At 34.1% G+C, this 26,434-nt stretch carries 27 protein-coding genes, 2 tRNA genes and 1 pseudogene; 17 read left to right on the top strand and 13 right to left on the bottom strand.

Annotation, left to right across the window (positions count from 1 at the left end; translation table 11 throughout):
- Window positions 1-5: 5 nt before the first annotated feature.
- The 3 genes from ABWU28_RS05675 to ABWU28_RS05665 are packed head-to-tail and all read left to right on the top strand — an operon-like array spanning window position 6 to window position 2,441.
- Window positions 6-488 carry a phosphatidylglycerophosphatase A gene (locus ABWU28_RS05675; protein ID WP_029237689.1) on the top strand — a complete coding sequence of 161 codons (483 nt, stop codon included), beginning with the start codon at window positions 6-8 and terminating at the stop codon, window positions 486-488.
- A complete protein-coding gene (locus tag ABWU28_RS05670) occupies window positions 478-1,269 on the top strand; it encodes a GNAT family N-acetyltransferase (RefSeq protein WP_064085647.1) in 792 nt (263 codons plus the stop codon). The genes ABWU28_RS05675 and ABWU28_RS05670 overlap by 11 nt, the downstream gene beginning before the upstream one ends.
- Before the next feature lie 35 nt (window positions 1,270-1,304).
- The gene (locus ABWU28_RS05665; protein WP_052264787.1) at window positions 1,305-2,441 is read left to right on the top strand and encodes a hypothetical protein; all 1,137 of its coding nucleotides are present in this window, start codon (window positions 1,305-1,307) and stop codon (window positions 2,439-2,441) included.
- 3 nt (window positions 2,442-2,444) lie between these two features.
- Here ABWU28_RS05665 and ABWU28_RS05660 read toward each other — a convergent pair whose 3' ends face one another.
- From ABWU28_RS05660 to ABWU28_RS05635, 6 genes are all read right to left on the bottom strand, one after another.
- Complete coding sequence (locus ABWU28_RS05660; protein WP_019236657.1) at window positions 2,445-3,233, bottom strand: succinate dehydrogenase iron-sulfur subunit; 789 nt, start codon at window positions 3,231-3,233, stop codon at window positions 2,445-2,447.
- 54 nt (window positions 3,234-3,287) lie between these two features.
- Entirely contained in the window at window positions 3,288-3,746 is a 459-nt protein-coding gene (gene ybeY / locus ABWU28_RS05655; protein WP_007302008.1) for an rRNA maturation RNase YbeY, read from the bottom strand.
- Window positions 3,740-4,138 (bottom strand): EVE domain-containing protein, encoded by a 399-nt coding sequence (locus tag ABWU28_RS05650; protein WP_019236656.1) that lies wholly within the window; start codon window positions 4,136-4,138, stop codon window positions 3,740-3,742. Before ABWU28_RS05650 ends, ybeY begins: the two co-directional genes overlap by 7 nt.
- Window positions 4,138-5,322 (bottom strand): cell division protein FtsZ, encoded by a 1,185-nt coding sequence (ftsZ, locus tag ABWU28_RS05645; RefSeq protein ID WP_353275119.1) that lies wholly within the window; start codon window positions 5,320-5,322, stop codon window positions 4,138-4,140. Before ftsZ ends, ABWU28_RS05650 begins: the two co-directional genes overlap by 1 nt.
- Before the next feature lie 233 nt (window positions 5,323-5,555).
- Complete coding sequence (locus ABWU28_RS05640) at window positions 5,556-6,083, bottom strand: hypothetical protein (protein WP_353275117.1); 528 nt, start codon at window positions 6,081-6,083, stop codon at window positions 5,556-5,558.
- 76 nt (window positions 6,084-6,159) lie between these two features.
- Window positions 6,160-7,662 (bottom strand): YifB family Mg chelatase-like AAA ATPase, encoded by a 1,503-nt coding sequence (locus ABWU28_RS05635; protein WP_353275115.1) that lies wholly within the window; start codon window positions 7,660-7,662, stop codon window positions 6,160-6,162.
- 120 nt (window positions 7,663-7,782) lie between these two features.
- On the opposite strand from ABWU28_RS05635, the gene ABWU28_RS05630 reads away from it, so the two are divergent.
- Both ABWU28_RS05630 and ABWU28_RS05625 read left to right on the top strand, forming a co-directional pair.
- Window positions 7,783-8,553: a polysaccharide deacetylase family protein gene (locus tag ABWU28_RS05630; protein ID WP_007302003.1), complete on the top strand. Its 771-nt coding sequence runs from the start codon at window positions 7,783-7,785 to the stop codon at window positions 8,551-8,553.
- 20 nt (window positions 8,554-8,573) lie between these two features.
- Window positions 8,574-10,130: a penicillin-binding transpeptidase domain-containing protein gene (locus ABWU28_RS05625; protein ID WP_353275113.1), complete on the top strand. Its 1,557-nt coding sequence runs from the start codon at window positions 8,574-8,576 to the stop codon at window positions 10,128-10,130.
- Between the two features lie 99 nt (window positions 10,131-10,229).
- On the opposite strand, the gene lon is transcribed toward ABWU28_RS05625, so the two are convergent.
- The 5 genes from lon to ABWU28_RS05600 all read right to left on the bottom strand — a co-directional run bounded on the left by lon (window position 10,230) and on the right by ABWU28_RS05600 (window position 16,197).
- Window positions 10,230-12,686: an endopeptidase La gene (gene lon / locus ABWU28_RS05620; protein ID WP_264376916.1), complete on the bottom strand. Its 2,457-nt coding sequence runs from the start codon at window positions 12,684-12,686 to the stop codon at window positions 10,230-10,232.
- Between the two features lie 15 nt (window positions 12,687-12,701).
- Window positions 12,702-13,979, bottom strand: coding sequence for an ATP-dependent Clp protease ATP-binding subunit ClpX (gene clpX, locus ABWU28_RS05615; RefSeq protein ID WP_007302000.1), 1,278 nt, complete (start codon window positions 13,977-13,979; stop codon window positions 12,702-12,704).
- Window positions 13,979-14,605, bottom strand: a complete 627-nt coding sequence (gene clpP, locus ABWU28_RS05610) for an ATP-dependent Clp endopeptidase proteolytic subunit ClpP (protein ID WP_007301999.1) — start codon at window positions 14,603-14,605, stop codon at window positions 13,979-13,981. The genes clpX and clpP overlap by 1 nt, the downstream gene beginning before the upstream one ends.
- 11 nt (window positions 14,606-14,616) lie before the next feature.
- Window positions 14,617-15,960 (bottom strand): trigger factor, encoded by a 1,344-nt coding sequence (gene tig / locus ABWU28_RS05605; RefSeq protein WP_007301998.1) that lies wholly within the window; start codon window positions 15,958-15,960, stop codon window positions 14,617-14,619.
- Between the two features lie 155 nt (window positions 15,961-16,115).
- Window positions 16,116-16,197 (bottom strand) — tRNA-Leu (locus tag ABWU28_RS05600).
- Between the two features lie 256 nt (window positions 16,198-16,453).
- Here ABWU28_RS05600 and ABWU28_RS05595 point away from each other — a divergent pair.
- Window positions 16,454-17,053 carry a BON domain-containing protein gene (locus ABWU28_RS05595; RefSeq protein ID WP_010406846.1) on the top strand — a complete coding sequence of 200 codons (600 nt, stop codon included), beginning with the start codon at window positions 16,454-16,456 and terminating at the stop codon, window positions 17,051-17,053.
- Between the two features lie 206 nt (window positions 17,054-17,259).
- Here ABWU28_RS05595 and ABWU28_RS05590 read toward each other — a convergent pair.
- Together ABWU28_RS05590 and prmC are read right to left on the bottom strand one after the other, a co-directional pair.
- Window positions 17,260-17,685: pseudogene (locus ABWU28_RS05590) on the bottom strand (transposase); the annotation flags it as partial.
- Window positions 17,686-17,766: 81 nt separating this feature from the next.
- Entirely contained in the window at window positions 17,767-18,618 is an 852-nt protein-coding gene (gene prmC, locus ABWU28_RS05585) for a peptide chain release factor N(5)-glutamine methyltransferase (RefSeq protein ID WP_264376917.1), read from the bottom strand.
- A 433-nt stretch (window positions 18,619-19,051) separates the two neighbouring features.
- Between prmC and rpsL the strand changes: the two genes are divergently transcribed.
- The 11 genes from rpsL to rplL all read left to right on the top strand — a co-directional run bounded on the left by rpsL (window position 19,052) and on the right by rplL (window position 26,381).
- A complete protein-coding gene (gene rpsL, locus ABWU28_RS05580) occupies window positions 19,052-19,426 on the top strand; it encodes a 30S ribosomal protein S12 (RefSeq protein WP_010406837.1) in 375 nt (124 codons plus the stop codon).
- Between the two features lie 5 nt (window positions 19,427-19,431).
- Window positions 19,432-19,908 (top strand): 30S ribosomal protein S7, encoded by a 477-nt coding sequence (rpsG, locus tag ABWU28_RS05575; RefSeq protein ID WP_264376918.1) that lies wholly within the window; start codon window positions 19,432-19,434, stop codon window positions 19,906-19,908.
- A gap of 21 nt (window positions 19,909-19,929) precedes the next feature.
- Window positions 19,930-22,005, top strand: coding sequence for an elongation factor G (gene fusA, locus ABWU28_RS05570; RefSeq protein WP_006014698.1), 2,076 nt, complete (start codon window positions 19,930-19,932; stop codon window positions 22,003-22,005).
- Between the two features lie 12 nt (window positions 22,006-22,017).
- Window positions 22,018-23,190, top strand: a complete 1,173-nt coding sequence (gene tuf, locus ABWU28_RS05565; protein ID WP_007301992.1) for an elongation factor Tu — start codon at window positions 22,018-22,020, stop codon at window positions 23,188-23,190.
- A gap of 12 nt (window positions 23,191-23,202) precedes the next feature.
- A tRNA-Trp gene (locus tag ABWU28_RS05560) sits at window positions 23,203-23,275 on the top strand.
- Window positions 23,276-23,285: 10 nt separating this feature from the next.
- Window positions 23,286-23,495, top strand: coding sequence for a preprotein translocase subunit SecE (secE, locus tag ABWU28_RS05555; RefSeq protein ID WP_012481857.1), 210 nt, complete (start codon window positions 23,286-23,288; stop codon window positions 23,493-23,495).
- On the top strand, window positions 23,485-24,321 hold the full coding sequence (gene nusG, locus ABWU28_RS05550; RefSeq protein WP_010406831.1) for a transcription termination/antitermination protein NusG: 837 nt from the start codon (window positions 23,485-23,487) through the stop codon (window positions 24,319-24,321). Before secE ends, nusG begins: the two co-directional genes overlap by 11 nt.
- A gap of 2 nt (window positions 24,322-24,323) precedes the next feature.
- The gene (locus tag ABWU28_RS05545; protein ID WP_007301989.1) at window positions 24,324-24,764 is read left to right on the top strand and encodes a 50S ribosomal protein L11; all 441 of its coding nucleotides are present in this window, start codon (window positions 24,324-24,326) and stop codon (window positions 24,762-24,764) included.
- Window positions 24,765-24,768: 4 nt separating this feature from the next.
- Window positions 24,769-25,422, top strand: coding sequence for a 50S ribosomal protein L1 (rplA, locus tag ABWU28_RS05540; RefSeq protein WP_007301988.1), 654 nt, complete (start codon window positions 24,769-24,771; stop codon window positions 25,420-25,422).
- Between the two features lie 12 nt (window positions 25,423-25,434).
- Window positions 25,435-25,953: a 50S ribosomal protein L10 gene (gene rplJ / locus ABWU28_RS05535; protein ID WP_007301987.1), complete on the top strand. Its 519-nt coding sequence runs from the start codon at window positions 25,435-25,437 to the stop codon at window positions 25,951-25,953.
- A 26-nt stretch (window positions 25,954-25,979) separates the two neighbouring features.
- Window positions 25,980-26,381, top strand: coding sequence for a 50S ribosomal protein L7/L12 (gene rplL, locus ABWU28_RS05530; protein ID WP_007301986.1), 402 nt, complete (start codon window positions 25,980-25,982; stop codon window positions 26,379-26,381).
- Window positions 26,382-26,434: the final 53 nt, after the last annotated feature.

Below are 26,434 nucleotides of genomic sequence, written 5' to 3'. Positions count from 1 at the left end.
ATATTGTGAAATTTTTATATAAATTAATATCAACATGGTGGCTATCTGGCACGGTAAAACACATGCCAGGTACTATAGGCAGCTTGGCTGCTTACCCAATTGTTCCTATATTACTCAATGACAGAATTTTAGGTACAGCAATTATTTTTTTTTTATTCTTAGTTGGATTATGGTCTACAGGCAATTATATACAACATTACAAAGCTCCGCATGATCCAAAAGAGGTAGTAATTGATGAAGTAGTTGGTCAATTGCTGACAGTACTTCTAGTTTCAATATTATTAGAACAAGAAATGAATAGCTCTGTATTGTTGGTGTGCTTTTTCTCCTTTAGGTTTTTTGATATAATAAAAGTGTGGCCTATAAATTTGATTGATAAAAATACAAAAGGTCCTTTAGGTATTATGCTAGATGATGTTGTAGCTGCAATTTTAGCCTTTGTTTTTATAGGAGCCTTTTATTGTTTATTGTTGGTTTATGCAGAATAAAAAAATTTGTTATTCAAGCTTAATTATTCAGAACCTAAAGGATTATATACTTTATGCAACGAATTTGTCCAAGTGGGAAATACATGACGAATTTGATAATGTTATATTTACAGTAAATGGTACCAGAGAATCGTTATTTAATTTTGTGTTTTGTGAAGATCAATGTACTGAGCTTTCCATATGCAGAACTCTAGATTATCTCAAAGCACGAAATATAGAAGCAACATGGATAATAAGTCCACGTATAAAAATAGGGGGTATTTTAGAAAAATGCGAAATAAAACACGTTAGCACACCAAAAAAAGTTTTACTCAATATAAAAGATTATTTTTTGCCTGATGATGCTGTTCCAAATTTGAAGTTCAATGTTGTAAATAGTAGTGAGCTCTTAGAGCAATTAGATTTACACACTTCTAAAATTTTTTATCATAGAATTAGTATTGTTAGCACATTTTTTCGCCAATTATCGAATTATGATGATAAGAGCTCAAGGTTAAGATTTTTTCTTGTAATGCTAAATAACGAAATTGTTGGAACATGCGGTCTTTATATTCAAGACAGCATAGCTGGTTTTTATAGCGATGGAGTTTTACCAATTTACAGGGGTCGTGGAATAGGAACTCAAATGGTTCTAGAAAGAATAAAGATAGCTAGGCAATTTGAGTGCAAATACATAGTAGCACATTGCATGAAACCTTCTGTAAACCTTTATAAGAGATTAGGCTTTAGGGTATTGGGCAATCTTCACTTATATACCTCTTCAGTACAATCTCTTTGCTGAGAGGTTACAAATTTTTATATTTGTTTTAGAATACTATGTTTTTTTTGTATGAAATAGTTTTACTACTAATTCTAGTATTCTTCTTTTTCTCATATTCTAAATTAAAAATTAGTAATAAAATTAAGGACTTACAACATCAAAATGTTATCATAAATAATTTAATAGATACTGTGAATGATGGATTTTATATTTGGGACGCAAAAAAACGTATAGAAAAATTTTCTCCCAATTTACTAATTTTGCTTAATACTGTTTTTTATTCATTTAATGAGTTTGTAAATTTTTTTGAGCAATCAGAAAGCTTAATTAAAAGTTTTGCTGAGGCAAAGGAAATAAATAAATCTTTTACTCTAGATTTAAAGTCAAAAGACAGTGAGGTTTATTGCACATGTTATGGTAAAAGCATAATAGATTATTCTAATAATGTGATTGGTGTGTTGTTATGGATAAGGAATATCTCCGATTATAAGATAAAAGCTAATGAACTTGAGTTAGAAAATAGTAAGCTTATGCGAGAATTGGAGAACTATAAAAAAATTTTTGACTCTTTACCATTTCCAATACTGAAGTACAATAAGAATAAAAAAGTAAGGTTTTATAACTTATTTTATGATAAATATATAGGCAGCTCTAAAAAATTTACTGTTGCAAGTGGCTCCTATAACGTAAAACCAGGAGAGTGTGTAATAACTTACAAGAACGAACCTAAGGTTTTTAATTTTGTTGAAGTTCCAATGCAAAATTCTAATAGCATAGTAATGTATGGAAAAGATATTAGTGATGAAAAAAAATTACATACTGAGCTAAGCAATTGTTTAGCTGCACAAGAAAGTTTGCTTGAGAAGCTATCGATTGCTGTAGCGATATATAGTAAGAATCAAAAGCTAAAATTTTATAATAATGCTTTTATAAAAACTTTTCAGTTTGATCCAAAATTTTTGGAGTCTTATCCAACTTATCACGAGATTATGCTTCACCTATTTGAATCTAAAAAGCTTTTAGGAAAAAAGGATTTTCAAACTATTAATAATCAAAGACATGAGTTGTTTAAAAGATTACTGGAATCATATGGTGAAACAATACATTTCATGAATGGAAGAACGTTTAGAGTATTAACAATACCCTATGCTTCAGAGGGTCTACTATTTTCTTACGAAGAGTGCCAGAAATAACACTCAAATTCCTTCTCTCTCTACCATAAGCTGTTTTACTTTCGCTATCGCTTTTGCTGGGTTAAGCCCTTTCGGGCAGGTTTTTGTACAATTCATTATTGTATGACAACGATACAACTTAAATGGGTCGTTTAAAGAAGCAAGTCTTTCTTCTTTCTTATTATCACGACTGTCAGCAATCCATCTATAAGCTTGCAGTAATACCGCTGGCCCTAAAAATTTATCACCATTCCACCAATAGCTTGGGCAACCAGTCGAACAGCAAGCACATAGTATACAATCAGACAGACCATCCAATTTTTTTCTATCTTCAGGAGATTGAAAGTATTCTTTATTTTGTAAGGCAGATTTATCTGTTTGTAACCAAGGTTTAATCGATTTGTATTGCTCATAAAATTGGCTTAGATCTGGAACTAGATCCTTTACTATATACATATGAGGTAGTGGATATATTTTTACTTCACCTTTTATATCATGTATAGATTTAGTGCATGCAAGAGTGTTGGTACCATCAATATTCATTGCACAAGATCCGCATATTCCTTCTCTGCAAGAGCGTCTAAAAGTTAAGGTTGAATCTATTTCATCCTTTATTTTTATTAATGCATCAAGTACCATAGGGCCACAATTATCCATATCGATAAAAAATGTGTCTATTCTTGGATTTTTATCATCATCAGCAGACCAACGATAAATTTGAAATCTTCTAATATTTTTTGCTCCAGTAGGAGTAGGATAAACCTTGCCCTTTTTATTAACTTTAGAATTTTTTGGTAAAGAAAACTGAACCATATTGCTTACCTTTTACAGCTAAAACCCCTTTTTTGTAAATAACATATTTTGGTATTATCTACCATACTTTTCCTTTTCAAATTCAAGCAAAGCTAAAATCTTGCTCTCTAAACTTTTCATTATAATTTCTTCATCTTCTTTTTGATGATCATAGCCAAGTAAATGCAGCAATCCATGAACTAACATGTGTGCAGTGTGAGTGAGGATAGATATACAGTACTCATGAGACTCTCTTTCTATTGTATCTACTGCAATTGCTATGTCTCCTAGATCACATTCACTAGATAACTGTTCGCATGGAAATGATAGTACATTAGTTGGCTTATCTATTTCTCTAAACTTAAGATTAAGTTGATGTAGCAAGTTATCATCAGCGAGAGCTATTGATATATTTGGTTTATAATGATCTATTTTTAATTCTTTTAGAGAAGCATTAATAATATTTAATACAAAACTCTGTGGGTCCTTCGTAATACTATGCCACCTCTTATCAAGAATGCTCACTTCTAACATTCGCTCATCCTTATTATTTCATTCCACTCAGTCTCTAAAACTGGAGAAACTGATAAACGTGATTGTTTTAATATAACCATATTTTTCAAAAGTGGGTTTTGTTTTATACTGTTTAACGTCACTTGGTTACTTAAAGGTTTCAAAAATTTTACATTCACTAGTCCAAATTTGGAATTATAAACATGATAATACTCCTTTAATACTTCAACTATTCCAAGTATAACTCTCTCTTTACCTGTATGATAAAAAAATGCAAGATCGCCTAATTTCATAGCTCTCATGTAATTTTGAGCTTGATAATTGCATACACCATTCCACTGCGTCACCTGCTCCTTTCCCATTTTTTGCCACGAGTATTCACTTGGTTCTGACTTTAGTAGCCAAAATTGCATTATTTTTTTCTTCTTAAATAAGCTGGTATATCATAAACATTGCTGCCCCACTTAACTCTTTCATTTGTTTGCTCAGTTGAAGCATATTCTTTTGTTTCTGATATTGGAATTTGATTATAAGGCCATTTAAAAATTTTTTCCTCTGCTGGGATCTTGTTTTGATTAACAGATGAATTGTCGTTACAGCTATCAATGCCAGTTGCAAGAACAGAAACTCTAACTCTTCCCTCCATCGCCTGATCAAAAGTGGCACCAAATATTATATTTGCATTTTCATCCACTTCTTCACGCACTCTATTGGCTGCAGAATCAACTTCAAATAGAGTCATGTCTCCACCACCAGTAATATTAATCAATATTCCTTGCGCACCTTTCATTGATACATTGTCAAGCAATGGATTAGATATCGCAGCCTCTGCAGCACTAATTGCCCTATCTTCTCCTTCTGCCTCTCCAGTACCAATCATTGCTTTACCCATCTCACTCATTACTGTTTCTATATCAGCAAAATCAAGATTAATCAGTCCTGGCATGATCATCAAATCAGTTACTCCTCTTATGCCAATATGTAGAACATTATCGGCGAGTTGAAATGCGTCAGCAAATGTAGTTTTCTCGTTAGCAATTCTAAATAAATTTTGATTGGGAATGACAATAAGTGTATCTACGTATTTTTGCAACTCTTCAAGTCCAAGCTCTGCAATGCGCATACGTCGCACACCTTCAAAACCGAACGGCTTAGTTACAACTCCAACAGTCAGTATCTTTTTTTCTTTTGCTCCTTTATCTTTAACTACCGCTCTTGCTTCTCTGGCTGCTTTTGCAATTACCGGTGCAGCACCTGTTCCAGTACCACCACCCATCCCTGCTGTGATAAAGAGCATATGGCTATCTTTTATATGCTCCATAATTTCATCAATTGATTCTTCTGCTGCACCTTTACCAACATCAGGCAAAGCACCAGCACCAAGGCCCTTAGTTAAGTTAACACCAAGTTGAATTTTTTTATCACATAATGACTTCTCTAACGCTTGAGCATCGGTATTTGCTACAACAAAATTTACTCCTTGTAAATTGGATTGAATCATGTTGTTTACAGCATTTCCGCCAGCACCACCCACTCCCACAACGGTAATCCTTGGGTGTAATACAGGTAGCTCTGGTAAACTAAGGTCGATTGACATTTAAATTTTACTCAAATATTAGTGAATTCACTTGATAACAAGTTACTGCTTTTTTAACAATATGCAAACATTTTTCATTTTGACATACGCAAACAGCAAACAAGATTTACTTATTCTTAACATTATTAATCAGTAGATGTAATAATTATAGACTTTCAAATAACACTGCTTAAGATGCAAAAAAAAATTGTGAAAAAGGGATAGAAGCCTATCCCTTTTGTTGAAAGCATAATTTATCCTTGAGCTTGCACCTGAGCTTTCATCAAGCAAGGCATTCCTTTAAGACTTTCTATTTTACTCTGTGGTTGTTTCTCTTCTTCGTGCACTATGTCTTTTATTTGCTTAATACTTTCATTAAAGGTTTTAATTTCCTCTGATTTACTACCGTTCTTATATGCAAGCACAGGTGCAGTTATTAAAGCTGCTACTGCAGCAAGAACTACCAAACTAGCAATGAGTGGATGAGCAACTGCAAATGCAGACATTGCAGTAATAGCAGGACTAACAAGTGTTGCAGCTTTTGTTCCAACTGTACCAACAAAAGTTGCATAAGCTGGACTTAAAAAATAAGCAGCTGTAAGTGAAGTTACTAGTGCAATTGCTGCAAAAGTAGCAGCTGTTTTATACGGGTGATGACATACATATTGCCAATTTGCGTTAGCAACTCCTTTAGTTACATTCAAAAACCCATTGCCATTATCACTCCACCCTTTTTCATTAGCGACCCAGAAGGAATCATTTTCTAAAACCTGTAATGTCATAACTCTACTCCTAAAATATTAAAATTTCACTAATGGCAGTATATGGCAAAAAAAGTTTTCTGTCAAGCAGATTAATTTATTTATACATTCTTGTTCTGTAATTCAGCGCTTCTGCGATGTGTGCTCTTTTTATTTTCTCACTTTTCGCAAGATCTGCAATGGTTCTTGCAACTCTTAATATGCGTGTGTAGCCTCGATTAGAAATATAATTTTCTTTCAGTACGTACTTTAGCAATTCTAACCCTTCCTGATCTGGCTTAGTTAATGCTTCATCACTTGCCTCTGCGTTACAATGAATATTCAATTCACTATAACGCTCAGCTTGAATTTTTCTCGCTGCTATCACTCTTTTTCTAATGTTCTCAGTGCTTTCTCCTTCTGAAGAAATTTCAGGAGAGAGTATATTAACGTTTGGCATTTCAATGCATATATCTATTCTATCAAGCAAAGGTCCTGATATTTTATTTCTATAATCTGTGCCGCATTTTGGAGCTTTGTTGCACGATCTACTTGCATCACCTAAATAACCGCACCTGCAGGGATTCATTGCAGCTATAAGTTGAAAATTAGCTGGATAAGTAATGTGAGCATTTGCACGTGCAATAGTTACCTTTCTATCTTCAAGTGGTTGGCGTAGAGAATCAAGCACAAGCCTTGGAAATTCAGGTAGCTCATCAAGAAATAACACACCATTGTGAGCCATGGTGATTTCCCCAGGCTTTGCATTTTTTCCTCCTCCTATCATCGCTGGCATGGAGCATGAATGATGAGGTTCACGAAAGGGACGAGTTACTTTAAATGTTTCGTTACCGGCTTTTGTTATGCTAGAGATAATATTCACATCAATCATCTCTTGTTCAGTTAAATCGGGTAATAGCCCTATAAATCGCTTAGCAAGCATTGACTTTCCAGTACCAGGAGGTCCAACAAGAAGCATATTGTGTCCACCTGCTGCTGCAATTTCAGCTGCTCTTTTTGCAACAACTTGACCTTTAATATCCTTTATATCTGGAACTGAATTTTTTTCTTTGGGCGCAGCGCTATAGTTAAAAGTTACCGGCTGAATTAACTGCTCACCCTTAAAATGTCTGATAATATCGGTTAATTTCTCTATAGCTAGAATAGAAACATTCTTTACCCATGAAGCTTCTACTCCATTTCCCCTTGGGCAAATTACTCCTTTATTTGCCTGTTTTGCATTGATTGCTGTTGGAAGTACTCCTGAGATTGGTATGACTCTGCTGTCTAGTGCAAGCTCGCCCATAATTATATAAGACTGAACTTTTTCAACTGGTATCACATTCATTACAACAAGTAATCCAACAGCAATAGCTAAGTCATAATGACTACCTTCTTTAAGCAAATCCGCAGGGGAAAGATTAACCGTAATCCTTTTTGGAGGTAACAGAAGATTGATTGAATTTAACGCTGCTCTGATACGCTCTCTGGATTCTGCAACAGTTTTATCCGGCAGTCCAACAATATTAAAAGCTGGAATACCATTTGCCATGTGAATTTGTGCATTAACATTTACTGTGCTGGTTCCCTGAAGAGCAACGGTATTTATATTTGCAATCATACTATATTATATAAAGTTATTAATATAATATATTGACAAAGTAACGAAGTAAACAGTAGCTGTTAAAAGTGGTTTAATTTAGCAAAAAAGTGTAGTACTCTATCACTTTGCTGATTATATATGTTTATAAGAATAATCGCTTTTCTTTTGCTATATTCAAGCGCAGTTTTCTGTAGTGATTGTAACTTTAACTTACCGTATCGTGGGCTCAGTTGTGATTTGGATCTATCATATAGAAATTTAAGTAATATAAAGAAATTATTGAATAACAAAGATAAGTTTGTTGCACTTACGTTTGATGATGGTCCATCTTATAATAGATCAGGAGATATTATTAATATCCTGGAGAGCAATAAAACAAAAGCGACATTTTTTGTGCTTGGTGAGCGTATAAATAAAAAAACATCTGAAATAGTAAACAAAATCCATAAAGCAGGTCATGAATTAGGTAATCATTCTTGGTCGCATAGGAAGTTGACATCACTTTCAAGTGAGGAGCAATTGCAAGAACTGGAAAAGACAAATGTGGCAATTAAAAATGCAACAGAACAGAATGTAAAATGGTTTCGCCCACCATATGGATGTCATAACGATAATTTGATCGAAAATACTAATCGATTAAATATGTATTCCATATTATGGACAGTCGATTCTCTGGATTGGCAAGGTGATAAATCAGAGATTTTGGTTGAAAGAGTTTTAAGCAATGTACATAATGGAGCGATTATATTGTTCCATGATCACGATAACAAATCAAATACAGTTGAAGCTTTACCTCAGATTATTGAAATACTAAAAAAATCGGGTTACAAACTTGTTACCTTAAGTGAGTGGGAAGAAAGGGTTTGTGATGTAGTGAAAGCTAGAAATGTGCCAATAAAAGGAGGATGAGTGCGTTCTAAAGGAATTCTATGTGGACAAAAAACAAGGTCTTCAACCGTAGGTCATTCATATTAGGTGGTATTCAGCTTACTATTTCTGCTATTTTTAGTTGTAGGTTGTATACTTTACAAGTACGAGATAGACAAAAATATGAAGTGCTATCCAATAATAATAGGATAAAAGTTGTTACTATTGTGCCTAAACGAGGCAGGATTTTGGATAGGAATAGCGTTGAACTCGCAGTAAACAAAATTTCGTATATTGTTTTATTTGATGGGCAGAAAACCTTTACTAGGGAAGTTGACTTGCAGATGTTATCAGAAATTAAACCTGATGCGATAAAATCATCAGAAAGAAGAATAACTGCTCTTTATAAACGTTACTACCCATTTGGTTCGATATGTTCTCATATAATCGGATACACGAAAAGACAGCAAGGCATAAACGAAGCAGGGGTTAGTGGCATTGAATATACATATGATGATATATTAAAAGGCAGGACAGGCAAGTCTGAGCAGGAAATAAATTCTAAGAAGCGTATCATGAGAGAGTTATCTAGCATACCTCAACAAGACGGACAAGATGTACAGCTGACAATTGATGTTGATTTACAGAAAAAAATCGCAGAGATATTTAAAGACCACCAAGGTTCCACAGTGGTAATTGATGTAAATAACGGAGAAATTTTAGCATTGTATAACTCACCTTCTTACGATAATAATCTTTTCACTAGCAGATTATCAAATGAAACTTGGGAAAGTTTAAATATTCCTTCGTTACCGCTTGTAAACCGTGCATTATCATATCAAATTCCACCTGGTTCAATATTTAAAATAATAGATGCGCTTGCGGGTTTAAAAGATGGAATAATAACACCAGAAGAAAAGTTCTCGTGTAGGGGCTATATGAAAATAGGTGAGCGAAAATTTCGTTGCCTAAAAAGCAAAGTCCATGGATATGTATCTTTAAACGAGGCAATGGCCTTCTCATGCAACACTTACTTTTATAATATAGGAAAAAAAATAAATGTAGATTCTCTACTAGAAATGGCTAGCAAATTTGGTATAGGAAGTGGACCATTAATTGGAATGTTTAAGGAAGAAGCTCCGGGATTGTTGCCTGACATGAATTGGCGTGCACGCAAGCTATATTCAGAGTGGTATTTAGGTGATACCATTAACTTAGTTATAGGACAAGGGTATTTACTTACAACGCCATTACAGCTTGCGGTTCTTGCAGCGAGGGTTGCAACAGGAAAGGAGGTAATTCCCCACATTGAGATGAGTAAATCAGGGCAAGACTTTCTTGATATTGATGTGAATCATGAGCATCTTAGTGTGGTTCGAAAAGCTATGTTTGACGTGGTGAATTCTAACTATAGAAAAGGACTAGGCAGTATACAAATTGCTGGCAAAACCGGAACACCAGAGATAAACTCTAAAGGTGAAAGTCATAAATTGTTTATCGCTTATGGCCCCTACCATGATCCGCGCTATGCAATCTCAGTGTTTATAGAACACGGCAAAACTCCACGCCAAGATGTTGCAATTGCTAGTGAGATATTGCAATATATGCTTGAAAAATGAACTTATGAAATTGCCATATATGTTACTTGTAATTTATATATTCAAATCAGAGCTTTGAGGTTAAAAAAAAGAAACGAAAATTGCATAAACCTTTTCAATTTAGTGCTTTAATGTTTCTGATGAAGGGAAGGTATTATCCTTATTTTCTATGGAGCTAGACACACTAATTTCGTTATTATCATCAATTGAAGTAATAGGGTGCATCAAAGCAACTTTTATAACTTCATCAATATTCTCAGCAAAAATTACATTGATTTCTTCTTTTATATTTGCAGGAATCTCTTGCATATCTTTCTCATTTTCACTTGGTATAATCACAGTTTTGATTGATCCTCTTAGCGCAGCAAGCAATTTTTCTCTCAAACCCCCAATAGCCAACACTCTACCACGCAATGTTACTTCACCTGTCATAGCAACACTTTTGTTAACTGGTATATTTGTCATAAGAGAAACAATAGATGTACATACTGCACTGCCAGCAGAGGGACCATCTTTTGGCACAGCACCCTCAGGTACATGCAAATGTATATCATTATTTTGAAATTTTTCGGGTTTTATACCGAAAAATAAACAATTTGATCGCACATAACTATACGCAGCTTTTATAGACTCTTGCATAACCTCTCCAAGCTTTCCTGTGTATTTTATTTCCCCCTTGCCCGGAATTAGGACTGACTCTATCATTAAAATATCACCACCTGTTTCAGTATAGGCAAGACCAGTTACTATCCCTACCAAACTCTCATTTTCTGCAATGCCAAAGGTATACTTACGTACCCCTAGATAATCTTGTAAATTACCAGTCTCTACGGATATTTTCTTATTTTTATCAGTTAATATTGCTTTAACTGCCTTTCTCATGAGTTTTGCAAGTTCCCTTTCCATGCTTCGCACGCCGCTTTCACGTGTATATAAACGTATCAACTCGTATAATGCTTCATTGGTTATTTCCCACTCCTTCTGATGCAAACCATGCTCTTTTTTTAATTTTGGAATAAGGTGATGTGTAGCAATACTGATCTTCTCGTCTTCGGTATACCCAGATAATTGTATAATTTCCATCCTATCACGCAAAGGATGCGGTAAATTTAAGCTATTTGCTGTGGCTACAAACATTACACTTGAAAGATCAAACTCAACTTCCAAGTAATGATCTGTAAAATGTTTATTGTGCTCAGTATCCAAAACCTCAAGTAATGCAGATGCAGGATCACCACGCGAATCAGAACCCATCTTATCTATTTCATCAAGCAGGAAAAGCGGGTTGCATGAATTAGCTTTTTTCATGTGTTGAATGATTTTACCAGGCATTGAGCCAATATAAGTTTTCCTGTGTCCTCGTATTTCAGACTCATCACGTATACCACCAAGAGATATGCGAACAAAATCTCTTCCTACTGCTTTTGCCATAGACTTAGCTAAAGAAGTTTTACCAACACCAGGTGGTCCAACTAAGCAAAGTATAGGACCCTTTATCTCTTTTACTCTCTTTAATACTGCTAAAAATTCTATTATTCTATCTTTTACTTTCTCTATGCCATAATGATTTTCATCTAAGATTTTTTTAGCCGCATTTAAGTTAATTTTTGCATCTTTGTACTTTCCCCATGGCAAATCAAGCAACCAATGCAAGTAACTAGATATAACTGTTGCTTCAGGAGAAATGGGATTCATTTTCTTATATCTCTTTAAGTCAGTTATGGCTTTCTCTTTTGCTTCCTCAGAAAGCTTTGTTTCATTTATCTTTTTTTCAAATTCATTGAGTATATTCCCTTCATCTCCATTTTCAAACTCACCTAATTCTTTCTGTATAGCTTTTAATTGCTCATTAAGGTAGTAAACTTTTTGAGTACTTTCAACCTGTGATTTAATTGTCTTATACAAGCGGTTTTGTGCACTCAAAATACTTATTTCTCTCTCAATAAGAGCAAAAACTTTTTTTAAACGCTCTTTTGGGTTATAAACTTCAAGTATGTTTTGCTTGTCTGATACCTTTATATTTAAGTACGAAGCTATCATATCTACAATTTGATTAACCTCTTTAACTTGATCAATGGGGTCAATAATAATCTCGGGCCGACTTTTCTTGCTTAGTTTACACCAATTGTCAAATGCATCTATAACAGAACGCCTTAAAGCTTCTAAATCAATATTATCTTCATTTTCTCCATACTCATAATGACCATCTAACGCTACTCTGGCCTCTAACAAAGTGTGAGAGCTAATATATTCTATAACTCTTCCCCTTCTTACCCCATGAATCATGACTTTTACTGCATTGTCAGGCAGTTTTATTAATGGTTGTATAATGTTTGCTAACACACCTACTTCATAAAGATTCTCTGGCTCTGGATTATCAATAGAACCATCTTTTTGTGCTATGAGAAAAATCTCGTTTTGGTGACTACTGCTACTTATTGCATACTCTAGTGCATGAACAGATTTTTCTCTACCTACGAATAAAGGCAACATTATATTTGGAAAAATTACTACATCTCTTAGAGGTAATACTGGTAATACAGTAGAATTAAAGTTTACAGCACGTCCAATACTCATAATATATGCCTCAAATTAATCATTAACCGTTATAACACTACCCTTATTATTATGATTAATCGTCACTTTGCCTAATTCTACCATTTTCTTAGTAACCGTTATAGTGCTACCTTCAAAACCTCCGTTGCCGGATATATACATAACATCAAGCAAAAGTGACTCTAAGATAGCACGTAACATCCTTGCACCTGTTTTATAGCTTATAGCTTTTTTAGCAATAGCTGATATTGCTTCATCTGAAAACTCAAGGTTTACTTTACTAAATGCAAGCAATGCTTTATATTGTTTTACTAGCGCATTTCTTGGCTCTGTCAACACATGTATTAAATCTTCGTGATCCAGCTCATCTAGAACAGCAGTTATTGGAACTCGTCCTACAAATTCGGGTATCAAACCGAATTTGATTAAGTCCTCAGGTTGAGCATCGCGTAAAGCATTTTTTTTCTTTTGTGCTTTAGACTGACTTATATCTGCTCCAAAGCCAACTGATGTTCCCTTTTTTCTTGCCTCAATAATTTTATTTAGGCCTTCAAAAGCTCCTCCACAAATAAATAGTATATTACTAGTATCTACTTGTATAAACTCTTGTTGCGGGTGTTTTCGCCCTCCTTGTGGCGGAACATAAGCAACTGTACCCTCCATAATCTTAAGCAGAGCTTGCTGGACCCCTTCACCTGAAACGTCACGGGTTATTGAAGTGCTTTCAGATTTTCTTGTAATCTTGTCTATTTCATCGATAAACACTATACCATGCTGTGCCTTTGCAACATCATAATTTGCAGCTTGTAATAGACGTGACAACACGCTTTCTACATCATCACCTACATAACCTGCCTCAGTCAAAGTTGTCGCATCGGCCATAGCAAATGGCACATCTGAAACTTTAGCAAGTGTTTTTGCTAGCAAAGTCTTACCAGAACCAGTAGGGCCAATAAGCATTATATTTGACTTCTCAATTTCAATATCACTTATAGAATGAAGTTGCACCATGGATTGACAATGGTTATACATAGCCACAGATAAAACGTGTTGCGCATGTTCCTGACCTACAACATGCTTACTAAGAAAAATTTTTATATCTTCAGGTTTCTTTAGTAATAGCTTCATATCAGATATATGATCTGAATTAAAAGCTCTCTCTTTCTTTTGACTTATTGCTTTATGGGATAACTCTATGCATTCATTACAAATGAACACCTTTAAACCATCTGAAGAGTTAGTAATCAATTTATCTACTTCGTTTTGTGCCTTGTTACAAAAAGAACAGTAGTGTAAATCATTATTGTTATCCATTAAACTACCTTTTGTTTAACTTTAATATTTTCAATCTTCATATCTTTACGCTCAGCTATTACTCTGTCAATTAAGCCAGTTTTCATTGCTTCTTCAGGATCCATGAATTTATCTCTTTCCATCATTTCTTCAATTTTTTTTAGTGAATTTCCAGTATGTTTTTCATAAATTTGATTTAATTTTTTCTTAACTCGCAAAATTTCATTAGCATGTATTTCTATATCAGTTGCTTGCCCATGATAACCACCAGATGGCTGATGTATCATAATTCTTGAATGAGGTAGCGAGTAACGTTTACCCTCCGCACCAGCTGTAAGCAACAAAGAACCCATAGATGCAGCTTGACCTATACACAAAGTTGAAACGTCTGGATTTATATACTGCATTGTATCGTAGATCGACAAACCAGCAGTTACAACACCACCTGGTGAGTTAATATACATACAAATGTCTTTATCGGGATTTTCCGATTCTAAAAATAAAAGCTGTGCTACTATTACGCTGGCCATGTTGTCTTCAATAGGGCCAGTTACGAAAATTATTCTTTCTTTTACTAGCCTTGAATATATGTCATAAGCCCGCTCACCGCGACTAGTTTGTTCAACTACAATTGGTATAAGAGTCATACCTTTTCCTATCAAATATTATCAAATAATTCCTTTAATTCTTTCACAGAAACAATCTGTTCTTCTTTACTAGCTTTTTCTATCATATAATCCGTCACTTTATACTCAAGCGCTTGCCCTCTAACTAATTCCTGAAATTGTCCATCTGATTTAAAATGTTTAAATACCCTGTCAAATGATACATCTTTACTGACATATTGATTTACAATAACATTCATAATATCACTTTGAGTTAATGATATTTCATGTTCTTTACTGAACTCCATGAATAGCATTGCAAGCTTTACGCGTCTTTCAGCTTCTTTACACGAATCATCTTTAGCATTCAACTCTCTTTCCACTCTCTGCTGTTCCTGTTTTACTACTTCTATAGGCAAATCAAAACTATAACTAGCATCCAAACAATCAAATAGCTCTTTCTTAATTAAGAGATCTTCCATTTCTTTACACTGATTATCAATTACTTCTTTTACATGATCTATTAGCGAAGAATGATCTTCAAAACCAATTCTCCTAGCTATTTCATTATCACTTTGCAAATCTTTGGCAATCTGAATGTCATTAACTCGAACAGAAAAAGCAGCCTCCTGTCCCGCAAGGGAAATTACCTGGTAATCTTCAGGAAATCTCAACTTAAAGCTTTTTGTTTCCCCTTTTTTCATGCCAATTAATTGATCTTCAAAACCATTTATAAATGTTCCAGATCCTAAATTAACAGTAAAATTTTTGCCACTTCCACCTTGAAAGAGCTTATTTCTAATTCGCCCTTCAAAGTCAATTATCAGTTTATCCTCGTTTTTTGCTTGATAAGAAGCATCATCAACAGAGACAAAGTTAGGAAATTTTGTTTTTATAGAATCAATAAATTCTTTTATGTCTCCCTCTTTGATTTTTGCCTTAACTTTCTTCAAATTTATTTTATCAAGATCTATTACTGGCACTTTTGGCATCGATTCAAAAGATAATTTGTACAGAAAGTCACCTTTTTTATCCTTTTTATCAAGGTTTGGTAATGACATAATATCAACCTTAGGATGGATGTGAGACTTAACTTCGATTTTTTTCATTAAATCACTTGAGCAATAGTCAATCGTATCGTTTATCACATATTCCAAAGCTTCGTTTTTATAATTTGTAATAACAAGATCGTAAGGCATCTTTCCTGATCTAAATCCAGGAAATTTTGCATTCTTCGCTATTTCTTGTAATCTAGAGTTTATCTTTTGTTCTATATAATCACTACTAACTGTGATTTCATACTCATACTTTAGTTTATCTACACTAAGTTCCTTATAGGTATATATATTACTTAATGTATCTGCTTCGACTGCATTTTGAGGTATATTACTAGACATTACAACCTGTTATCAATATTTTATTTATGTTTTAATAAAGCCATTTTACCAGAATTTAAGTTAAATACAATCCTTAAGAACAGGTTCTTATACAAACAAAAGTGTACTTAGTGATTATAAATTTTCTCTTAAAACCTGAGTTACATGACTTTAAGTGCGGATAGAGGGACTTGAACCCCCACGAGCAAGCTCACCAGGACCTAAACCTGGCACGTCTACCAATTTCGCCATATCCGCAAGAACCCTTCATTAACTTATAGATAACCACTTCTGTCATCTTATGCAATTTAAAGATTAGATTTTAGTACCACAGACTGAACTTATAATACTGGTTAACTCCACTATGAGTCTAAGCCTAAATTACTTTAACTAACACTATTAAGATAAGTACTGTCTTAGAAATATTCAAGGCTTATTCAATTTATAGTATTTACACAATAAAAAAAGCTTATTAATATTCTTTAATTAAGGCTCTAAACTCTGGAAATTAATAATGAGATTAATAGCAAGCTTCTTACTCGCAATTTTTCTGATTACACAGAGTGGCTGTACGACTCTTGTAAGTGGTATAGTGGTAACAGCAACTGCAGCGGCTACAGCAATAACAATGCAAGATAAATCCTTGGGAAACATTATTGATGATACAACTATAGTAATAAGAATCAATAAGGGACTCTTAAAACACGGACTGTTCTCATCTATAAAAGTTAAAGTGAGTGAAGGAAGAGTATTACTCATTGGAAATGTTGATAATCATGAAAAGCAACTCACAGCAGAGAAAATAGCTTGGCAGCAAAAAGAGATTAAAGAAGTGATAAATGAAATAAGAGTCACACCAATTAAAATGGCTTCTATGCTAGATGTTACTGTAGATGGTATGATAACAGCAGAGATAAGCACAAGGCTTTTGGGAAAAAGAAATATTAAATCAATTAATTATAGCGTTAATACAGTTGATAGAGTCGTTTATTTGATGGGCATAGCTCAAAATAAGGCAGAATTAAAAGCTGTAATAGCAATTGCAAGAAAAGTAAAAGGAGTAAAGCAAGTTGTAAGTTATGTGAGATATAGACATAGCAAATTGCGCCATTGATGAAAATTTACTTGAGTGTTAGTATCATGTAGCTAAGCCATAAAGCTACTTTACAAATTTCGTCAGTTCACTCTTATGGTATGTATAACAATGCTACAGAAAATAATATCATAGAATTCAATAGAATAATTTCTAGAAAATCTCTACATACTAAAAAAAGTAAAATGCTATTTAAATAAGCTTAAGAATAAATAGCAAACATCTATATCTTGTGCGATATGGCGTTTTATTCCTGAGATTTTTTTACCAGCGTCATAGCCTTTTTCTTCATCAGTGTCTGCGTTCTTTACACTCTGAGCGTCAATTATGCAAAAGCTGGTTTTTTCTTTCCAAACATTGTTTTGTCGGACCACACTAACTATTTTTTTTAACATGCACTCCAAAATACTTTTTTTTATTTCCTTTTACTTTTTCACTCCATTTTTGAAATAATCATAACAATTGCGCCGTTTTGGGAAACTCTTTTGGTAGCATCCTCCACTGATAACCACTTTTTGGGGCGTACAACACTCCGCAAAATATATTCATACAAATCAAGTTTTCTTGGTTTTGTTTTTTCCACAAGACTCCAGATCTGGTGAAATAATCTCAAACTTCTCTCGACTTATGTCACTTGGGTATACACTCCTCATATATCCTAATTTATACACTCTATTTCTTACTTTATGCCTTTCTTGAGATTATGAACAGGTTCTTAGAAAGCTAGCGTTCTACTAGTCATGTTCTTTATCTTGCTTTACAACAATGCATCTTTTCATTCCAGCCAAGTCGTATACGTATTCCTGAAAAGCCAGTCCATATAAGGGTATTATTTTGTCAATATTGCTCTGATCTTCGCCTATTTCCAGTATCGCAAACCCATCTTTTTTAAGGCACTTTTTCAATATTGGAAAAATACTCAGGTAACAGCTCAATCCATCGATACCACCATCAAGAGCAATTCTTGGCTCTTTTTGCACTTCAGCTTGCAGATTTTTTAACTTACTTCTTTTAATATATGGAGGATTGCTTATTATAAGATCAAATAAATCTCTACATTCTGTCCACGAATTTGGAAATATTTTAGCTCTGTTGAGAAGATTATGTTTCTTTGTGTTCTGGCAGGTAATTTTGTATGCTTCCAGGCTTTTTTCAAAACCAACTCCAATAGCATATTCATACTCACTAAGTATGGAGATCAACAAACAGCCTGTGCCTGTGCCAAAATCTGCAATTTTTATTTTTTGCTTCTTATTTTGGTAATATTTTAACACTGTTGAAATTACTGTCTCACTATCTGGTCTTGGATCTAGAACATGTTGGTTAACTATAAAATTTTTACTCCAGAATTCACGATTACCTATTATTTGCGATATTGGATATCTTTCTGCTCTTTTTTTTGTTAATTTCCAGAATAGAAGCTCTTTGTTTCTTGGTACCTGATTGGTGTGATTCATGATTGTGAATGATCTTTCTACTCCAAGTACGTACTGCATGATGATTTCACAATCCACATGTGGTGATTCAATTCTATGTGATGATAGTAGCTTTGACCCTTCTTTAATTAAAGCGCTGATTGTTTTCATTATTCTAAAAACGTGTTCCTTGTATGCAAGAACAGCAAAATTGAGTATAGAATTTTGAACTTAGGGTAGCTGCATTAAATCTAAGTGTCAAGAGTAGGATTGTAAAAATCATCTGGCTTTACTGGTAATTCGGTTAGTATTTTTGCATTAATGTTAGAAACTCTTGGCTCTATTATAAGGATTATTTTCTGCATATTCTTTGATAGCCATCACAGTATATTACTTGTTCCATATCTATATTAATTCGACCACAGCAAGTGATAATTTCTTAATATTAAAACCAATATGCGCTTTAGCATATAATTATCAGTAGCTTTCAAAGCAATTGGGTTGAGATTATTAGAGTAGTAATGTTTATTTTTATATTGACTATTGAGGTTTATTATTTTATAACTAAGACTTAGTTATTTTCAGAGTTTTAAATTTACAGTATATGCCTACGATAAATCAATTAATATGTAAGGGTAGATCAGGGTTAACTCGCAAGAAGAAGGTGCCAGCTTTGGGAAAATGCAATCCTCAAAGAAGGGGTGTTTGCACTAAGGTATATACTACAACTCCTAGAAAGCCTAACTCAGCACTACGTAAGGTAGCTAGAGTAAAGATTAGTGGATACGGTGAAGTGACGGCTTATATACCTGGCGAAGGTCATAATTTACAAGAGCATTCCGTTGTTTTAATACGTGGTGGGCGAGTTAAGGATTTGCCGGGTGTACGTTATCACATAATAAGAGGTGCTCTTGATCTACGTGGTGTGCAAAATCGAAAGAAAGCCCGTTCGAAATATGGTGTAAAGAAATCTGGTTAAAATTTATGGCACGTCGTAATAAAGCAAAAAAAAGAACAAGCCCTGACTCTCGTTATGGTAGTGTCTTGCTTATGCGTTTTATTAATATAATTATGAAATGTGGTAAAAAGTCTATTGCAGAAAAGATTGCTTATAGTGCTTTGTCCTTAGCTGAAAAGAAAATAGACAAAGATGCCTTATCAATTTTTGAAACAGCAGTAGAAAATGTTACCCCTTCTATAGAAGTACGCTCTCGGCGTATTGGTGGTGCAACTTATCAAGTCCCTGTTGAAATTCGTCAAGATAGAGCAATTTCTTTGGCATTAAGGTGGATTGCTAGAGCAACTTCTGCTGCTCGCAAAAAGAGTGGTAGAACTACTGTTTATTGTTTGCAGTCTGAAATATTAGATGCTTATAATAAATGTGGTGGTGCATTTAAGATGTGTGAAGAAAAGTATAAAATGGCTGAAGCTAATAAGGCATTTTCTCATCTTCGTTTTTAATATTAGCTGATTGATTGTGGTATGGAAGTTTTAATATCTAGGTATAGAAATATAGGAATAATGGCTCATATAGATGCTGGCAAGACCACCACAACAGAGCGTATTTTATTTTATACTGGTAAACAAAATAGGATTGGTGAAGTGCACGATGGTGCGGCTTCTATGGATTGGATGGAGCAAGAGAAGGAGCGTGGCATTACAATTACCTCTGCTGCAACAACATGTTTTTGGAATGATCATAGGATTAATATAATAGATACTCCTGGTCATGTTGATTTCACTATTGAGGTTGAGAGATCTTTGAGGGTTTTGGATGGTGCAGTTGCTGTATTTGATGGAGTTGCTGGAGTTGAGCCTCAGTCTGAAACGGTTTGGCGTCAAGCTGATAAATATACCGTTCCTCGTATCTGCTTTGTTAATAAAATGGATAGAATAGGGGCAAATTTTTATCGATGTATCGATATGATAAAAACGAAGCTTGGCGCATCACCTTTAGTTATTCAGTTGCCAATAGGAAGTGAGAAAGATTTTAAAGGCATAATCGATCTTATTTCTATGAAAGCTATTATATGGCAAGAAGAAACATTAGGCGCTAAATTTTCTTATGAAGATATTCCTTCTGATTTGCTTGATAAGGCTCAAGAGTATCGAAATCTTTTATTAGATGCTGCAGCTGAAATGGATGATGAGGCGATAAATACTTACTTTGAATCTAACGATCTGCCAATTGATTTGTTGAAAAAGTGTGTGAGAAGCGGGACCATTAAAGGAAAATTTGTCCCTGTATTATGTGGGTCAGCTTTTAAAAACAAAGGCGTGCAATCACTTTTAGATGGTGTGGTTGATTTTTTACCCTCTCCTATTGATGTTGATGTAATTATTGGAACTGATCCTAAAGATTCAGAAAAGAAAATTGAGATCAAACCTTCAGAAAAAGAGAAATTCGTTGCTCTTGCGTTTAAAGTGATGACGGATAAATTTGTAGGTAGCTTGACGTTTATTCGTATTTATTCCGGTAAGTTAAAATCTAAATCTGCTGTGTTAAATGCTGGAAAGAATGAGACTGAAGGAATTGGTAGAATGTTGCTTATGCATGCAAATAACAGAGAAGATATAAACGAAGCTAAAGTTGGTGATATAGTTGCCTTAGTTGGATTAAAGAAAACAATTACTGGTGATACTTTATGTTCATCTGATTTTCCTATACTATTAGAGCGTATGGAATTTCCTGATCCTGTTATTGAAATTGCTATAGAACCGAAAACCACCTCAGATCAGGAAAAATTAGGTGTTGCTTTGAATAGATTGGTTGCAGAAGATCCTTCTTTAAGGATGTCAGTAAATGCAGAGAGTGGGCAGACTATATTGAAAGGTATGGGTGAGCTGCATCTTGAGATTATTATTGATAGAATGAAGCGCGAGTTTAATGTTGAAGCTAACGTTGGTGCGCCTCAAGTTGCATATCGTGAAACTATCACTAAATCTGTTGAAATTGATTACACTCATAAAAAACAATCAGGTGGTGCTGGTCAGTTTGCTAAAGTTAAAATAAAATTCGAACCTCTTGAGCCTGGTTTTGGCTTTCAGTTTGAAAGTAAAATTGTAGGCGGTGCTATTCCAAAAGAGTATATACCTGGAGTGCAAAATGGCTTAGAGTTGATAAAAGAAGGTGGTATAATTTCCGGCTTTCCATTGATTGATTTTAAGGCTACTCTTCTTGATGGTGCTTTTCATGATGTTGATTCTAGTCCTTTGGCTTTTGAACTTGCTGCTAAGGGTGCTTTTAAGGAAATGGCAAATAAAGCTGGTCCAAAAATGCTAGAACCTATAATGAAAGTGGAAATCATTACTCCTGAAGAATATATGGGTGATGTTATGGGTGATATAAATAGTAGAAGAGGCAGTGTTGTTGATATGCTGGATTTAGGTAATAATAGCAAAATAATTACTGCTTCGGTTCCTCTTGCAAATATGTTTGGTTATATAAATGTTTTGCGTTCTATATCTCAGGGAAGAGCTCAGTATAGTATGCATTTTTCTTGTTATGAACAAGTGCCACAATATGTGGTTGATGAGTTAAAGTTAAAGTATAATTAAAGGTTAGTAATTATGACAGCGATAGTAGAAGCATTTGGAAAGCCGCATGTAAACGTGGGAACGATAGGACATGTGGATCATGGGAAGACAACGTTAACAGCGGCGATAACAAAGCATTATGGTAATTTTGTAGCATATGATCAAATAGATAAAGCGCCAGAAGAAAGAAAGAGAGGGATAACAATAGCAACAGCGCATGTTGAATATCAAACAGAAAAGAGACACTATGCACACGTTGATTGCCCTGGACATGCTGATTATGTAAAGAATATGATAGTAGGTGCAGCACAGATGGATGCAGCGATATTGGTAGTGTCAGGGGTTGATGGGCCGATGCCACAAACGAGAGAGCATATATTGCTGGCAAAACAGGTGGGTGTTGGATATATCGTGGTATATATAAATAAAGCTGATGTTGCTGATGCTGATATGATAGATTTGGTAGAGATGGAAGTGAGAGAGTTGCTGAGTAAGTATGGATTTCCAGGTGATGAAGTGCCTATGATAGTTGGGTCTGCGTTAAAAGCATTAGAGGATGATAGTAGTGAGTATGGAAAGAAATCAATAGATAAATTGATGGAGAAGTTAGATGAGTATGTGGCAGTACCTCCAAGGCCTATAGATTTGCCGTTTTTGTTGCCAATAGAAGATGTATTTTCAATATCGGGCCGAGGGACGGTAGTAACAGGAAGAATAGAGAAGGGGGAGATAAAGACAGGGGATGAGATAGAGATAATAGGTCTGAAAGCGACGCAAAAGACGATATGTACTGGTGTTGAGATGTTTAAGAAGTTGCTAGATAAGGGAAGTGCAGGACTCAATGTAGGAATACTACTAAGAGGAACAAAGAGAGAAGAAGTGGAGAGAGGGCAAGTATTGGCAAAACCAGGGACAATAACCCCGCATAAGAAATTTAATGCGGAGGTGTATATATTGAAGAAAGAAGAAGGAGGAAGGCATACACCATTTTTTGGAAATTATCAGCCACAGTTTTATTTAAGGACAACGGATGTAACTGGGAGCATAAAATTGCTAGATGGAAAGGAGATGGTAATGCCAGGGGACAATGTAAGTATAGAAGTGGAGTTGCAAGTACCAATAGCAATGGATAAAGGATTACGTTTTGCGATAAGAGAAGGTGGTAGAACTGTTGGTTCTGGCGTTGTTTCGGAAATTTTAGAGTAAACTTTGAATTATAGGAGTGTAGCTCAATTGGTAGAGCGCTGGTCTCCAAAACCAGAGGTTGTAGGTTCAATTCCTATCGCTCCTGCATTAATATTATGGTAGAAATGTTAAAAAACCTGTATGTTTTTTTTTGCGATATAAAGCAAGAAATAAGGAGAATTGCTTGGATAAAAAAACAGCAGGTATTGTCATCTTTGTTTATTGTAATAACTGTTATATTATGCTTTTCGATTTTCTTTTGCTTCGTAGATTTTATGTCTCTTTACGTAATTAAGACTTTATTTGGAATTATTTATGGAATATAAGTATAAATGGTATATCATTAAAGTCGATTACGGGTATGAGAAGGATATATGCGAGTTGGCAACCAATACTGTTTACTTTAAGGAGGTGTTTATTCCTTATCAGACAGTATGTGATGTAAAATCTGATATAAAAGAGTTATGTGAAGTATATATATGTATGCATCTGTGTGATGAAAGCAAAAATATTTTGAATCAAATGACTGGGTTTTGTGGTGATGAGTCTGGTCATTTTGAGATGATTTCAGATGATGAGGTAATTTTAAAACGTAAGGAATTTAATAGATATAAGTGGTACATTTTAAGAGTTGCCTCTAATTATGAAGAGAAAGTGCGCCAATATATATTAGAAAATTCTATGAGATTGAATATTAATAATTATTTTAATAGGGTTTTTATTCCTTGTGAAGAATTAAGTGAGATGGATTTAAAATCTAAAAAAAATGCTAAACGAAGGAAGTCCTTTCCTGGTTATGTCTTTTTATACATGAATTTATGCGATGAGGTATTAAATTTTATTAATAATATACCAAAATCTCTTAAGGTTTATGGATTTTTGAAAAATGGTAATGTTCCAAAGGTGATTGAGGATAATGAGATTCGCTCAATGTGTAGTGCGCTTTACAATGCTCAAGAAACGAAAAAGTTGAGTTATGGTTATGAGAAAGGTGAAAAAGTAAAAATTAATGATGGTCTTTTTCAAAATTTTACTGGTAAGGTAGATATGGTAAATGATGAGAAAAAAATTATTAATATTGAAGTATCAATCTTAGGTAAGCCAACAATAATAGAGCTTGATTTGGCTCAAGTAGAGAAAATAGAGGATTAATTATGAGTAATGTAGTTGCTAAGATTAACTTGCTTATGGAAGCTGGAAAAGCAGTTCCAGGACCGAAAATTGCTTCAGTACTTGGCCCGCGTGGTATACCTGTTCCTAAATTTTGTGAAGCTTTTAATAAAGCTACTAGCGCTGCTAACGCTAGTTATAAAGTAGGTGATTTAGTAACAGTGAGAATTTCCATAAAGGATGATCGCTCTCATGATTTTACTGTCAGCGGTCCTCCTGTGGCTTATTTGCTTAAGCAGGAAGCTAAATTAAGTAAAGCTTCTGGTAATTCTGGTAAAGAATTAGTGGCTAAATTATCTATGTCTGCTATCATTAAAGTGGCAAAGTGTAAGATGGTTGATATGAAAGTGGATAATGAAGATTCAGCAGTGAAGATGGTTATAGGCACTGCAAAATCTATGGGTATAGAAGTTGTGGAAGGTTAGGTAAATGAGTACATATAATGATAATTCTAAGCAATGTTTGGAGAAGGTTGTTGAGTCTGCTTCAGCAAAATTTAATGAATCAGTTGATATCGCAGTCAATTTAGGTGTAGATTCACGTAAATCTGAAGAGCAGGTGCGTGGTACAGTAGTTTTGCCTAAAGGTATCGGGAAGAATATTAAAGTAGCTGTTTTTGCTCAAGATAAACATTTATTAGAAGCTGAAAAAGCTGGTGCTGATATTACAGGAGGAGAAGATTTAATTGAAGAGATAAAAAAAGGTAGAAAGTTGAATGTTGATTGGTGCATCACTACTCCTGATTTCATGGCAAAAATCACTCCTATTGCAAAAGTATTGGGTGCTAAAGGGCTGATGCCTAACCCTAAATTTGGTACTGTGACTTCTAACATTGCGGAAGCTACTAAAACCATTAAGTCTGGTCAAATAAAATTCAGGACGGATAAAAATGGGGTTATTCATGGTAAATTAGGAAGTATTAAATTTGATATTGATGATTTGCTGGAAAATTTAAAAGCCTTTCTTAAAGTAATTAGAGACAATAAACCTGCTTCTGTGAAAGGAGTTTACTTTAAAAGCGTTTTTTTAAATTCAACTATGGGTAAAGCTCATAAAATAAACAAAGTAGAAGATATAATTTAAGGGAGCGAAATTGTGAAGCGTAAAGATAAGGATGAATTTATACAAAACATAATGAATGTGTTTGTAAATAATGATTTCTTAATATTGGTAAATTTCAAGTCTATGAATGTTAGCAATTCATTAATTCTTAGGAATAGTCTAAAATCTGTAATGGGTGGGATGTTAGTAGTTAAAAATACTCTAGCTTGCTTGGCTTTGGAAAGGACTGGTAAATTTTCTTATTTATCAGGTAAATTTTCTGGTTCTGTTGCTATTATATATTCTAGTGCTATAGTAGAAGCTGCAAAGTTAATAGTTGATTTTATTAATGCTAACAAAGAAAAAATGTCTGTGATTTGTGCGGCTCATATAAATGAATTGTTAACAGTGGAAGATGTTAACAAATTGGCTAAGCTTCCCTCTCTGGATGAATTGCGTGTTAAAATTATGCGTTTAATATCTTATGATATTCCTGCTCGGTTAGCATTGTCTATTAATTCATCTTCTATGAGGCTTATGAGAGTTTTGGATTACTATAGTTCTAAAAAATAAATTTGTTGTTAAATAAGGTGGTCAGTATGAATAATGTAACAAGTGATTTGGTTGATAAAATATTATCTTTAAATCTATTAGAAGCTTCTGAACTTGTAAAAGTTCTAGAAGAAAAAATAGGGTTGCCTAGTGGTTCTTTTCTTGGTGGAGCTGTTGGTGCTGGGGTGCCTATTAGTGATAATGCTAATGCTCCTGTTGCTCAAGAAAAAGCTGAATATAAAGTTGTAATCAAAGAGATTGATGCAAGCAAAAAAATAGGAGTGATTAAAGCTATTAGAGAAGTTAATTCTACATTGAATTTAAAAGAAGCGAAAGAATTAGTTGAGTCTTTACCCAAAGATTTGACTGCTAATGTTTCTAAAGACGAAGCAGAAAAAATAAAGCAAAAACTTATTGAAGCAGGAGCAACTAAAGTTGAGCTTGAATAAAATGTTAGTATATTAATTTTATGTTGATATAGCTCTTTTAATTAGTGAAGGTA

This window comes from Wolbachia endosymbiont (group B) of Pilophorus perplexus, from assembly GCF_964028155.1.
GTDB lineage: Bacteria > Pseudomonadota > Alphaproteobacteria > Rickettsiales > Anaplasmataceae > Wolbachia.
Note: the sequence above shows the minus strand (reverse complement) of the source record. Positions and strands in the feature narration are given on the sequence as shown.